We start from the raw sequence: 12,658 nt of genomic DNA, 5'->3' as shown, positions 1-12,658 counted from the left end.
ACCGCGCCCGCGCCCTTCAAACAATCGACTTCACTGCGGCAACACTTCGCCCTTCGTTTCCGGCGCGAACGGAATCACGAACAGGCCGACGACGAACGTAATCGCCGTCAACGCGACCGGTACGCCGAGCGTATGCATATGCAGCACCGCCGCGCCGAGCAGGAAGTTCACGCCCGCGCCGACAAACCGTCCGAACGATGTGCAGAACGCAAACGCCGTCGCGCGAACCCGGGTTTCGAACTGCTCCGGCAGCCACAGGCTGAACAGCGCGAAATTGCCGCCGAAGAACCCCAGCACGCACAGCCACGCGATAAACGGCCCGAGCCCGTTAGGCAGATAGAACGCCCAGCCGAAACTGCCGACGATCGACACCGCCATCCCCGCGAAATAAATCGCCAGCGTCTTCTTTCTGCCGATGCGCTCGGCGATCGGCGGCAACGCGAGGCAACCGAGAATGGTCGCGATCGACAGCAATCCAGTGGCCAGCGACGCCGTTCTGATCGCATCGGCCTTGCCCATGCCCGCGCGGGTCGCCAGTTGAATCACCGCGGTCGGCTCGTACACCGCGCCGGCCCACAGGCCGATGATCGCAATCGTCAACAGAATGCACGCGACCCAGGTGCGGCGCCGGTACATCGGCCCGAGAATCTCACGTAACGGCTTGCTTTGGACCGTGCGCGCTTCGGCCTTCTGCCACTTCTCAGGCTCTTTCACGCGCAGCAGGATCAGGATCGCGACCACGACCGGAATCGCGCCGGTCAGGAACATCGCGCGCCAGCCGAAGTGCACGCCGATCGTGTAATTGAGCGCCGCCGCGAGAAAGAAGCCCGCGTAATAACCCGTCTGCAGATAACCCGCGCCCATCTTGCGCCGGTCCTCCGGCCACGCTTCGGCCACATAGGTCCCGGCCAGCGCCCACTCGCCGCCGATCCCCACCCCCGCAATGAAGCGGTAGATGCCGAGTTCCCACACGTTCGTCGAGGTCGCCGCGAGTCCCGTGAAAATCGCAAACGTGAAGATGGTGCCGGCCAGCACCTTGGTGCGTCCGAACCGGTCGGCGAGCGGCCCCCAGATGAACGACAGCCCCCACCCCACGAGAAACAGCGCGAACAGGATCGACCCGGCCAGCCCGACGTTCTGGGGCGTGGCCGCAAAACCCGAGCGCGGCAGTAGTTCGGTCAAGGCCGGTGCAAGGACCAGCGCATAGATGAACGAGTCCATGCCATCGAGCGTCCAGCCGGCCCACGCCCCCCAAAATCCTACGATCTGCGAACGATTGAGCGGCGTTCGACGCCGCGCGACCGTCGAGCGGTCGGTTAATGAACTCATCGTGCTCCTCCAGCCCTACAGTTGACTGACGCAATGGAAACAACAGAACGACGTACGGCTTACGATCAAAAGCGCCCTCCCTTACAACCGCCGAAAGGCCACGCAACAGGCGGCCGGACGAAAATTTTTGCGGGTTTGTGCTGACTTAATTGGCGTCTTTTTATATATAATATTTAATATCATGAGCGACGCAATAGATGGTTTTCCCCTGGACGCCCCGGCACGCAACCCGCTTCTGCCGGCTGCGCCGCCGCGCGAGAGCACGTCCCGCGTGATCGCGGAGGCGTTGCGCGCGGCGATTGTCGACGGCACGCTGGCGCCCGGCGCGCCGCTGCGGCAGGACGCAATTGCGCGGCACTTCTCGGTCAGCGCAATTCCCGTGCGCGAGGCGCTGCGCCAGCTCGAAAGCGAAGGCTGGGCGCGCGCCGCCGTGCATAAAGGCGCAACGGTCGCGCCTTTATCGGCGGACGAAGCGCGCGAAATCTACGAGATCCGTTCCGCGCTCGAAAGCCTCGCCCTCGGTCTCGCAATCCCCAATCACAGTGCCGCAACGCTGCGCGAATGCGCCGCGCTGTGCCGCGCCGCCGAGCGCGAAGCGAACCCGTCGTTATATGTCGAGCGCAATGCCGCATTCCATATGAGCCTGTATGCACCGGCCGGGCGTCCGCAACTCGCGGACATGATCGGCATGCTGCATCGGCGCGGCGAAAGATACTTGCGGCTCAAGTTCGGCTTGCCGTCGTATAAGGGCGAGTCGGACAATGAACATGCCGCGCTGCTCGACGCCGTGGAACGCCGCGACATCCCCGCCGCACAATCGCTGGTCGTCGCGCATCTGCTCGGCACCGGCGACCTGCTCCATCGTTTCCTGACCGAACGCGCGCAAGCTGAAACCGCGCTTGCGAATCAACCGAAGCCGCGCGGCCGACGTCCGCGCAACACCACCGGGAGCTGATTGAGCCGATGACTGCAACGACGAATAAGCCGATGAACCGTCCCGCCGAAGCCGCTGCGCCGCCCTCATCTTCCCGCTCATGGACCACCCGTCGCGACGAAAAAAACCGTCGCCTCGCGGCCATCGCGCCTTGGCTGGAAGACGGCGTGCTGCCGCCACACCGCATCGTCGATGCACTCGAAACGCTGATCCAGCCAGGCGACCGCGTCGCGCTCGAAGGTGACAACCAGAAGCAGGCCGACTTCCTGTCTCGCTCGTTCGCGAAGGTCGATCCGCAGAAGATTCACGACGTGCATCTGCTGATTTCGAGCATTGGGCGCCCCGAGCATCTGACGCTGTTCGAGCGCGGTATCGCGCACAAGGTCGATTTTTCGTTCGCGGGCACGCAGAGCTTGCGGGTCGCGCAATTGCTCGAAGACGGCCAGCTCGAAATCGGCGCGATCTATACGTACGTCGAACTATATGCACGCATGTTCGTCGACCTGACGCCGCACGTCGCGCTGCTGTGCGCGGAAAAGGCCGACCGTCACGGCAATCTGTACACCGGCCCGAATACCGAAGACACCCCGACCATCGCCGAAGCCGCCGCGTTCCGGCATGGCATCGTGATCGTGCAGGTCAACGAGATCGTCGACGAACTGCCGCGCGTCGATATCCCCGGTTCGTGGGTCGACGTGGTCGTGCAGGCCGACCGGCCGTTCGCCGTCGAGCCGCTATTTACGCGCGATCCGCGTCATATCGGCGACCTTCAGGTGCTCACCGCGATGATGGTGATTCGCGGCATCTACGAGCCGTATGGCGTGACATCGCTGAATCACGGCATCGGCTTCGACACGGCGGCGATCGAATTGCTGCTGCCTACTTATGGCGAATCGCTCGGCCTGAAGGGCAAGATCTGCCGCAACTGGACGCTGAATCCGCATCCCACGATGATTCCCGCAATCGAATCGGGTTGGGTCGACAGCATCCATTGCTTCGGCAGCGAGGTCGGCATGGAGGCGTATATCGAGGCGCGGCCCGACGTCTTCTTCACTGGCAACGACGGCAGCCTGCGCTCGAACCGCGTGCTGTGCCAACTGGCCGGGCAATACGGCGTCGATCTGTTCATCGGCTCAACCTTGCAGATCGATGCGGACGCGAATTCATCCACGGTCACACGCGGGCGGCTCGCCGGTTTCGGCGGTGCGCCGAACATGGGCCACGATCCGCGCGGACGGCGTCATTCGAGCGAAGCGTGGCTCAAGCTGCTGCGCGATCAGGGCCCGGTATCGCGCGGCCAGAAGCTGGTCGTGCAGATGGCCGAGACGTACAAGAAAGGCGGCGAGCCGACCTTTGTCGATGAACTCGATGCGGTCGCGGTCGGCGCGAAAAGCGGCATGCCGATCGCGCCGGTCATGATCTACGGCGACGATGTGAGCCATGTCGTCACCGAAGAAGGCATTGCGCATCTGCACAAGGCCGAAGGCATCGACGAACGGCGCGCGGCCATCGCCGCCGTGGCCGGCGTGACGCCGATCGGCTTGCGCGCGAAGCCGGAGAAAACAGCGGAGTTGCGTCGGCGCGGCATCGTCGCGTACCCCGAAGATCTCGGTATCCGGCGCGGTGAAGCGAAGCGGTCGCTGCTGGCTGCGCGCAGCATCGACGATCTGGTCACGTGGTCCGGCGGTTTGTACGCGCCGCCGGCACGCTTCAGGAGCTGGTAACAATGGCGCCCGCTGCTGCTGTGTTGAAGCGCGCGGAGAACTCGCTGGTGTCGACGGCATACGTCGAAGCCAGCGGAGCGCCTGAACACGCCCCTTTCTCCGACGCCCGGCTCGCCCGCTACGCGATCGCCGCGCTGATCGACGAAGCCCAACTCACGCCCAAACCCGCGCTGGTCGACCGGCGCGGCAGCGGCGCACATCGCGACCTCGATCTCGCGACAATGCTGCGCTCCGCGCATGCGCTCGAACCCACGTTCGCGGCGCTCGCACGTTCTGCGCGCCGACGCGGCGAGCCGTCGGCGTTGCTGCGTACCGAACTTGCACAGATCGGCCGCCAGGGTGAGCAGGACATGCTGAACGCCACCAGCGGCAGCAACGCGCATCGCGGTGCGATCTGGATCGTCGGCTTGCTGGTCGCGGGCGCTGCCATGCCTCGGCAACGCACCGTGTCAGCGCAATCGAACGCGGCGCACATCTGCACGCTCGCCGCGCAAATCGCTTGTTTCCCCGACCGTTTCGCCGCGCCGTCCACCGACAGTCACGGCGAACTCGCGCGTCAGCGCTACCAGGTCGGCGGTGCGCGACAGGAAGCGCAGGACGGCTTTCCGCACGTCATCGACATAGGCTTGCCGTTTCTGCATGCGGCGCGCGCGCGTGGTCTCGACGAAAACGCGGCGCGTGTCGATACGCTGCTCGCCATCATGGCTTCACTCGACGACACCTGCCTGCTGCATCGCGCGGGCTTGCCCGGTTTGCACGCGGGCCAGAAAGGCGCGCAACGCGTGCTGCAGGCAGGCGGTTATTCGACATCCGCCGGACGCGACGCGCTCGCCGCGCTCGAACGCGAGTTGCTCTCGCTCAACGCATCGCCGGGCGGCGCAGCCGATCTGCTCGCCGCCACCCTCTTTCTCGACATGCTGGCGCATCGCGACGCCGGCCGGAGCCAGGACTCATGGAACATCTGACCTTCGACTACCCGGCGCAACGCGCCGTCACGACCCGCGCGCATGTCGGCGTGGTCGGCTCGGGCGATCTGGAAGTGCTGCTCGCTCCGGCCGCGTCCGCCGCTCCCGCTGGCTCGCTGAGCGCGCATGTGGTCGTGCGCACCAGCGTCGACGGATATAGCCACATCTGGAAAAGCGTGCTCGACCGCTTTTTCACCCGCTACGACGGCGCGGCGCAAATCGAAATCAACGACTTCGGCGCGACGCCCGGCGTGGTCGCGCTGCGCCTCGCCGAAGCCGTCGAAGCCGCTGAAGAAGGAGACGCCGCATGAGCACGCTTCAGAGCCCCTCAGCCAGCCCCTCCACCAGCGCCCATAGCGCGCCGCTGCTGCGCGACAGTTTCATCGAACTGCCCGCGCGCGAACGCGCCCGCTCGCTGCTCGACGCGGGCAGCTTCCGCGAACTGCTTGGTCCGTTCGACAGGATCGAGTCGCCGTGGCTGCCGCTGCAAGGCGTCGTCTGCCAGGCCGACGACGGCTGCGTGATCGCGCGCGGCACGATCGACGGCGAGCCCGCCGTGATCGCCGCGATCGAATCGGCGTTCCAGGGCGGCAGCATCGGCGAGGTATCGGGCAGCAAGATCGCCGCCGCACTGGAAATGGCGCTGCGCGACTGCGAGCGCGGCAAGATCGTGCGGCCGGTCGTGCTGTTCGAAACCGGTGGCGTGCGGCTACAGGAAGCCAACCTCGGCCTCGCCGTGATCGCCGAAATGCAGGCGGCGATCGTCGCGCTGCGCCGCCATGTGCCGGTGGTCGGCGTGATTGCGGGGATGGTCGGCTGCTTCGGCGGCATGTCGCTCGCGGCTGCGCTGTGCTCGTATCTGGTCGTGACGAAACAGGGGCGGCTCGGCATGAACGGCCCCGAAGTGATCGAACAGGAAGCCGGCATCGACGAACTCGATTCGAGCGACCGGCGACGCGTGTGGCAACTGATCGGCGGAGAACAGCGCGCGGCAACGGCGCTCGCCGATCAACTCGTCGACGACGACGCCGACGCCGTTCGGCATGCGGTGCGCGCCGCTTTCGCGCAAGGCGTGCCGGTCGCGCATCGTAGCGAGCAGGTGGAGACGTTTCTGAACCGGCTCGCGCAGATCGACCCGGCCAGCGTCACGCCGGAAAGCATGCGCGAGGTGTACAACCCGTCCGCATCCACGTCAGGTGCCACCCACAAGGAGCAGTCATGAGCGATACCTCACTCACCCGTGGCGCCCGCTGGTTCCGCGCGCTGGCCGGCGAACCGGCCGGCCGCGCGCCCGTGTTGAGCGGCGATGGATCGCTCGGCGGCGAAACGGCGCGCTTCATCACCGTCGTGCCCGATCCGGCTAACCGCTTCCCGCGCGCGGTCGACAATGTCGTCGGTCTTGAACAGGGCTGGCTGCTGGCGAAGGCGGTCCGCGAAGTGATCGCAGCAGACGCGGCGAGCAGCACGCGTCGCCCGATCGTCGCGATCGTCGACGTGAAAAGCCAGGCTTACGGCTATCGCGAGGAAATGCTCGGCATTCATCTCGCCTGCGCGGCGGCCGTCGACGCCTATGCGAGCGCACGCGACGCCGGTCATCCGGTCGTTGCGCTGATCGTCGGACCGGCCATGTCGGGCGCGTTCCTCGCGCACGGCTATCAGGCCAACCGGATCGTCGCGCTCGACGCGCCCGGCACGATGGTTCACGCAATGGGCAAAGAAGCGGCCGCACGCGTCACGCGCCGCACGGTCGAAGCGCTCGATGCGCTCGGCGAAACCATTGTGCCGATGTCGTATTCGATGGCGTCGTTCGCGAAACTCGGCCTGCTCGACGAACTGATCACCGGCGTGGACGCCGATGCGCCCGACGCGTCGCAAATCGAACACGTGCGCGACGTGCTGTCCGCGCAAATTCGTAGCGCGCGCGACGGTGGACGGACGTTGTCGCATCGGCTGGAATCGGCGGCGGCGCAGAAGAACCGCGCGGCATCGATCGAGGTGCGCCGCCGTCTCGCCGAGCAATGGGATGCCGTGTGATGCGGGTCTGCGCGGCGCCGCCTTTTGTCGCGGCCGATCCATCGTCGTTGTCGTGCGACGCGCGGTGGCGTCCGCATGACTTGCTGCGTTTGCGCAATCTCCAGACATTCGATGACGAACCGGCCTGGGTCCGCGATGCTTTCGGGCGCGCGCCGTACGCGGTCGTCCGACGTGCGCTGGCCGCTGACGGTGTGATCGCGATCGGCCTGCGCGGTGCTGAACGCGCGCAGCGCTATGGCGCGTGGACGCAAGCCGATGAGGTGATGGCCACGGTCTCACCCGAGTCGCTGATCCGCTCGAAGCCGCTCGCCGGACGCGATACGTTGCCGCCTTTCGTCGCGATGGCCCGGCTCGTTGCGCAGCAAAGCGAAGCGAACTCGCCGTTGAGCCGATTCGCTTGGGGTCCGACAGGCAGCACGGGTTTTGAACTCGCCACGCAGATGCCCGCCGTCACCGAAACAAGCGATCTCGATCTGCTGATCCGTACGCCCGAGCCGCTTTCGCGAGAGGTTGCCGGTGAGTTGCTCGAACAACTGCAAGCGCTCGCTGTGCAAACGGGCATTCGTATCGACGCACAACTGGAAACGCCCGCCGGGGGCGTCGCGCTGGTCGAATGGGCCGCGCGCAAATCCCGCGTGATGGCTCGCCATGCGCGCGGTCCGCAGTTGATTGCCGATCCCTGGGCAATCGCAGAAGGCGTCGGCATCTGATGCTCGCGCTGCTTTTTCCCGGCCAGGGCGCGCAGACCAACGGCTTTCTGCATAACCTGCCGACCCACCAGGCCGTGCGCGACACGCTCGATGAAGCATCGCAGGTACTCGACGTCGACGTGCTGACGCTCGACACGTCCGACGCACTGCGCTCGACCGTCGCCGTACAAACCGGCCTGACGATTGCGGGCGTCGCCATCACGCGCGCGCTGGCCGCTGAAGGGCTTGCGCCGGAGATCAGCGCGGGATTGTCCGTGGGTGCCTATCCGGCGGCGGTAAGTTGCGGCGCGGTGCCGTTCGACGCCGCGTTGAAGATGGTTCGCCGACGCGCCGAGCTGATGGAAACCGCCTATCCGTCGGGCTATGGTCTCGCGGCGGTGTCCGGTTTGACCGAGCATCAACTGGAAACACTCGCCGCTCAGCATGCGGATGAAACGGCGCAGCGGGTTTATATCGGCAACGTGAATGCGCCGCGCCAGATTGTGATGGCGGGCGCGAATGCCGCGCTCGATGCGTTTATCGAACGTGCGCTGGCGGCTGGCGCGCGCAAGGCGACGCGCCTCGCCGTGAGCGTGCCGTCGCATTGCGAATTGCTCGCGCAAGCCACCGACGAACTGATCGCCTACGCGCACGACGTGCCCTTTCAGACGCCGCACAGCACCTATGTCGGCAATCGCGGCGGCCGTCCTTTGTACACGGCGGCCGCGATCCGCGACGATCTCGCGACCAATATGCGCTACACGGTCCGCTGGTTCGACGCGCTCACCGTCATGCAGGAAATGGGCGCGCGCGTGCTGATCGAAGCACCGCCGGGCCAGGTGCTGACCGACATCACACGCGAATATTTTCCGCAGACCACGGCGCTCGCCGCAAGCACGTTCAGCGAGTTCGACAGACTGGTGGCAACAGCGCGTCGACGGTTGGAAAACGGTTAGCGCGAATCGGGATTCGCCCGCTTTCCCGGAGACGCGTTTGCAAAGCTTGCGTTGCAAACGCTGACTGACAACGCTCAGTGTCAACGCTGAGTGAGCTGAAATATCGCGACTGCACTGCCATCGGAGCGCAGTCGCTCCTTCCTCATTTCGCGGACACCTCGCCTTCGCACAGCAATTAGCCGGACCGGAAGCTTCAGCCCGAAAACAGCGTCACCACCCGTTCAAGCCTGCTCCGGCGCCCGCCCCAACACCTGTCCATTCGATGCCGTCGACGCCGTCGCCGACGTGTCGCCATGCGCACGGTCGCGTCCTGCCGTCGCCACCGCACCGGTCCCGCCCGGCCGGCGCGCCGACTTCGCATGCCGCTCGATCAGCCGCTGCAGCAGACAGAACGCGCACAGCAACGCGCCGATCACGATACGCGTCCACCACGAACTGAGCGTACCGTCGAACGTGATCAGCGTCTGGATCGTGCCGAGAATGCCGACGCCGAACAGCGAGCCGATCACATAGCCCACGCCGCCCGTCAGCAAGGTTCCGCCGATTACCGTCGCGGCGATCGCGTCGAGTTCCATGCCCTGCCCCTGCAAGCCGTAGCCCGACAGCACATAGAACGTGAACACCGCGCCACCGAGTGCCGAACAGAAGCCGCTCAGCGCATACACGCCGACCCGCGTCCGCGCGACCGGCAAGCCCATCAGCAGCGCCGAGCGCGGGTTGCCGCCGACCGCGTAAACGTTGCGGCCGAAGCGCGTGAAATGCGCGACATAGATCGCCGCCGCCAGCGTCAGCAGCGCGATCAGCACGTTCGCCGTCACCGAGCCGACGCCGATGTTCAGCCGGAACGCGGAAATCTTCGCGAAGGTGGGATCGGTGATGGTGATCGATTGAGTCGTGATCAGGAAGCACAGGCCGCGCGCGAAGAACATCCCCGCGAGCGTGACGATGAACGCCTGCAGGCGGAAGAAGTGGATCAGCGCGCCCTGCACGGCGCCGAACACGGTGCCCATCAGCAGCACGATCGGGATAATGACCCACACCGGCCAATGCCAATGTTCGGACAACACCGCTTCGACGATCGTCGTCAGCGCGACGACCGAGCCGACCGACAGATCGATCCCGCCCGACACGATCACGAACGTCATGCCGATTGCGACGATCAGCAGGAACGCATTGTCGACCAGCAGATCGAGCAGCACCTGCCACGAGAAGAAGCCGGTGTACATCACCGAGCCGAAACCGAACAGCACGCAGAACAGCAGGATCGTGACGGCGATCGGCAGCGTACGCGGATCGACGATATGCGACCACGCATCGAGGATTCGTCTCATCGTGCCACCCCGCGATGGGTGAAGACCGACATCGCCAGCCCGCGCGCAGTCGGCGACTGGATCACGCTTACCGCCAGCACCACGGCTGCCTTGACGACCAGCGTCGCTTCGGGCGGCACGCCGATCGAATAGGTGGTGTACGTCAGCGTCTGGATGATCAGCGCGCCCAGCACCGTGCCCGCGAAACTGAAGCGTCCGCCGAGCAGCGACGTGCCGCCGAGCGTCACCGCGAGAATCGCGTCGAGTTCGAGCAGCAGGCCGGCGTTGTTGCCGTCGGCGCTGCGCACGTTCGAACTGATCAGGATGCCGGCCATCGCCGCCGTCAATCCCGAGAAGCCGTACACCGCGAACACCAGCGCTTTGGAACGCAGCCCGACGAGGCGCGTCGCCACCGGATTCACGCCGATCGCGCGGATGAACAGCCCGAGCGCAGTGCCTTCGACGATCGCCGCCGTCGCCAGCACGGCTACGGTGGCGATCCATACCGAGCACGGCACGCCCAGCCAGTAGCCGCCGCCGACGAACAGATAGCCTGGCGCGCCGATCGGAATGATCTGCCCGGCCGTGAGTAATTGCGCGATGCCGCGCCCGGCGACCATCAGGATCAATGTGGCGATAATCGGCTGCATGCCGACGAAGGACACCAGCAAACCGTTCCACATGCCGCTCAACACGCCGACGATCAGCGCGGCCACCAGCGCCTGCGCGATCAACGCACCGCTCGGCTCGGCCTGCGTCGTGAGAATCGTTGCCGCCGCTGCGCCCGCGATTGCCACCACCGCGCCGACCGAAATGTCGATGCCGCGTGTCGCGATCACCAGCGTCATGCCGGTCGCGACCAGCACCAGCGGCGCGGCGCGGTTCAGCACGTCGATGGGTGCGCCGAACAGATGGCCGTCGAGCATCCGCAGCGACAGGAAATGCGGATTGACCCACAAGTTGAGAATGCACAGCAGGACCAGCGTGACGCATGGCCAGATCAACGGACGCTCTACGCCGTCGCGCACGAACCAGTTCGATAGCTTCATTCGCCGCTCCCCGCGATGAGTCGATAGATGTTGTCTTCAGTCGAGGCTTTGCCGGCCACTTCGGCAATCTTGCGGCGGTCGCGCAACACCGCCACGCGATGGCTGACGCGGAGCACCTCGCTGATTTCCGACGAAATGAACAGGATGCTCAGGCCGTTCGCGCAAAGCGCGAGCAGGCGATCCATGATGTCGAACTTCGCGGCGACGTCGATGCCGCGTGTGGGTTCGTCGAGGATCAGCAGTTTGGGATCGGTGGCGAGCCAGCGGGCGAGCAGCGCCTTCTGCTGGTTGCCGCCGGACAGCAGGCCGATCGGCTGCTCCGCGTCCGACGCCTTGATGCCGAGCCGCTCGATCCACAGATCGGCAAGTTCGCGCGCGCGCTGGCGGCTGATCTTGCGCCACCATCCGCGACGCGCCTGCAGCGCCAGCAGAATGTTTTCGCGGATCGACAACTCGGCGACGATGCCCTCTTTCTTGCGGTCTTCCGCGCAATAGCCGATGCCGTGGCGCACCGCGTCGCGCGGCGAGCGCAGACGCACTTGCCGTCCATTGACGAGAATCGTGCCGCTGTCCGCGCGATCCGCGCCGAACAGCAGGCGCGCGGTTTCAGTGCGACCCGAGCCGAGCAGACCGGCGAGGCCGAGAATCTGACCGGGTTGAACATCCAGATCGATGGGTTGCATCGTGCCGCGCCGGCCTACGCCGCGTAGCTGCATGAACGGCTGCGCATTCGATCCGGCATGCGGCGCTGCATGCGTCGCCTCTTCGCTGGACTCCTGCGCTGCCAGGTGTTCCTCCGACGCTTCGCGCAAACGCGCGCTCATGCGTTCGTGGCCCACCATCTTCGACACCAGCAGATCGGCCGGCAGATCGCGGGCGAGATATTCGCCCTCGCGCTCGCCGTTGCGCATCACCGTGATACGGTCGGAAATCGCATACGTCTGCTCGATAAAGTGCGTGACGAACAAAATCGCAATGCCCGATTGCTTAAGATGCCGAAGTATTTTGAAAAGCTGCGCGACTTCGCTGTCGTCGAGACTCGAGGTCGGCTCGTCGAGAATCAGCACGCGTGCGTCCACGGATAACGCTCGTGCAATCGCCACCATCTGCTGCACGGCAATCGGATACGCGTCGAGCGAACGGGTCACGTCGAGCGACACGTCGAGACGCGCCAGCGCAGCCTGCGCGCGTCGCTTGATATCGGACCAGTCGATCGCGCCGAAGCGCTTCGGCTGCCGGCCCGCAAAAATATTTTCCGCGACCGACAGGTTCGGACACAGGTTCACTTCCTGATACAACGTGCGCACGCCGGCTGCTTCGGCCTCCTGCGGCGACGCGAACGCGACCACTTCGCCGCCGAGGCGGATCGTCCCGGCGTCGGGTGCGACCACGCCGGTCAGAACGTTGATCAAGGTGGATTTACCGGCGCCGTTTTGCCCCATCAGCGTGTGAACTTCGCCGGGGAACAGACGAAAATCGACGCCCTGCAGCGCTTTCACGCCGGGGAATGTCTTGCTGACGCCAGAGGTGGCGAGAATGGGTTCGGGCGCGCTCGCTGCACCGTTGGCGCCCGGAGCGCCTTTATCCGGCGAATTCGGTTCGGAGGCGGAATGGGTCATAGACCTCGCTCGATAGGCAATGCGTGGGGCTGCGGCCTCCAGCGGCGGC

General features: G+C 65.6%; 12 protein-coding genes. 8 read left to right on the top strand and 4 right to left on the bottom strand.

Annotated features, from left to right (window positions below; genetic code table 11):
• Positions 1–30: 30 nt before the first annotated feature.
• Positions 31–1,329 (bottom strand): MFS transporter, encoded by a 1,299-nt coding sequence (locus tag ABH945_RS31785; RefSeq protein WP_429253299.1) that lies wholly within the window; start codon positions 1,327–1,329, stop codon positions 31–33.
• Positions 1,330–1,510: 181 nt separating this feature from the next.
• Between ABH945_RS31785 and ABH945_RS31780 the strand changes: the two genes are divergently transcribed.
• Genes ABH945_RS31780 through mdcH form a run of 8 tightly spaced genes read left to right on the top strand, consistent with a single transcriptional unit; the run spans position 1,511 to position 8,631 of the window.
• Positions 1,511–2,284 (top strand): GntR family transcriptional regulator, encoded by a 774-nt coding sequence (locus ABH945_RS31780; RefSeq protein ID WP_074768042.1) that lies wholly within the window; start codon positions 1,511–1,513, stop codon positions 2,282–2,284.
• A gap of 32 nt (positions 2,285–2,316) precedes the next feature.
• Positions 2,317–3,987 carry a malonate decarboxylase subunit alpha gene (gene mdcA / locus ABH945_RS31775; RefSeq protein ID WP_429253298.1) on the top strand — a complete coding sequence of 557 codons (1,671 nt, stop codon included), beginning with the start codon at positions 2,317–2,319 and terminating at the stop codon, positions 3,985–3,987.
• A gap of 2 nt (positions 3,988–3,989) precedes the next feature.
• Complete coding sequence (locus ABH945_RS31770; RefSeq protein WP_429253297.1) at positions 3,990–4,952, top strand: triphosphoribosyl-dephospho-CoA synthase; 963 nt, start codon at positions 3,990–3,992, stop codon at positions 4,950–4,952.
• The gene (locus ABH945_RS31765; protein ID WP_429253296.1) at positions 4,940–5,263 is read left to right on the top strand and encodes a malonate decarboxylase subunit delta; all 324 of its coding nucleotides are present in this window, start codon (positions 4,940–4,942) and stop codon (positions 5,261–5,263) included. The genes ABH945_RS31770 and ABH945_RS31765 overlap by 13 nt, the downstream gene beginning before the upstream one ends.
• Positions 5,260–6,174, top strand: coding sequence for a biotin-independent malonate decarboxylase subunit beta (locus tag ABH945_RS31760; protein ID WP_429253295.1), 915 nt, complete (start codon positions 5,260–5,262; stop codon positions 6,172–6,174). The genes ABH945_RS31765 and ABH945_RS31760 overlap by 4 nt, the downstream gene beginning before the upstream one ends.
• Positions 6,171–6,986: a biotin-independent malonate decarboxylase subunit gamma gene (gene mdcE / locus ABH945_RS31755; RefSeq protein WP_429253294.1), complete on the top strand. Its 816-nt coding sequence runs from the start codon at positions 6,171–6,173 to the stop codon at positions 6,984–6,986. Before ABH945_RS31760 ends, mdcE begins: the two co-directional genes overlap by 4 nt.
• Positions 6,986–7,696, top strand: coding sequence for a malonate decarboxylase holo-ACP synthase (locus ABH945_RS31750; protein WP_429253293.1), 711 nt, complete (start codon positions 6,986–6,988; stop codon positions 7,694–7,696). The genes mdcE and ABH945_RS31750 overlap by 1 nt, the downstream gene beginning before the upstream one ends.
• Positions 7,696–8,631 carry a malonate decarboxylase subunit epsilon gene (gene mdcH, locus ABH945_RS31745; RefSeq protein WP_429253292.1) on the top strand — a complete coding sequence of 312 codons (936 nt, stop codon included), beginning with the start codon at positions 7,696–7,698 and terminating at the stop codon, positions 8,629–8,631. Before ABH945_RS31750 ends, mdcH begins: the two co-directional genes overlap by 1 nt.
• A gap of 221 nt (positions 8,632–8,852) precedes the next feature.
• On the opposite strand, the gene yjfF is transcribed toward mdcH, so the two are convergent.
• The 3 genes from yjfF to ABH945_RS31730 are packed head-to-tail and all read right to left on the bottom strand — an operon-like array spanning position 8,853 to position 12,609.
• The gene (gene yjfF / locus ABH945_RS31740) at positions 8,853–9,962 is read right to left on the bottom strand and encodes a galactofuranose ABC transporter, permease protein YjfF (RefSeq protein ID WP_429253291.1); all 1,110 of its coding nucleotides are present in this window, start codon (positions 9,960–9,962) and stop codon (positions 8,853–8,855) included.
• On the bottom strand, positions 9,959–10,990 hold the full coding sequence (locus ABH945_RS31735; RefSeq protein ID WP_074768026.1) for an ABC transporter permease: 1,032 nt from the start codon (positions 10,988–10,990) through the stop codon (positions 9,959–9,961). Before ABH945_RS31735 ends, yjfF begins: the two co-directional genes overlap by 4 nt.
• Positions 10,987–12,609 carry a sugar ABC transporter ATP-binding protein gene (locus tag ABH945_RS31730; RefSeq protein WP_429253290.1) on the bottom strand — a complete coding sequence of 541 codons (1,623 nt, stop codon included), beginning with the start codon at positions 12,607–12,609 and terminating at the stop codon, positions 10,987–10,989. Before ABH945_RS31730 ends, ABH945_RS31735 begins: the two co-directional genes overlap by 4 nt.
• Positions 12,610–12,658 lie beyond the last annotated feature (49 nt).

It is taken from the genome of Paraburkholderia sp. GAS333 (assembly GCF_050435665.1).
In the GTDB taxonomy this organism is placed as follows: Bacteria; Pseudomonadota; Gammaproteobacteria; order Burkholderiales; family Burkholderiaceae; genus Paraburkholderia; species Paraburkholderia fungorum_A.
The sequence above is the reverse complement of the archived record's forward strand: the minus strand, read 5'-3'. Positions and strand labels throughout refer to the sequence as shown.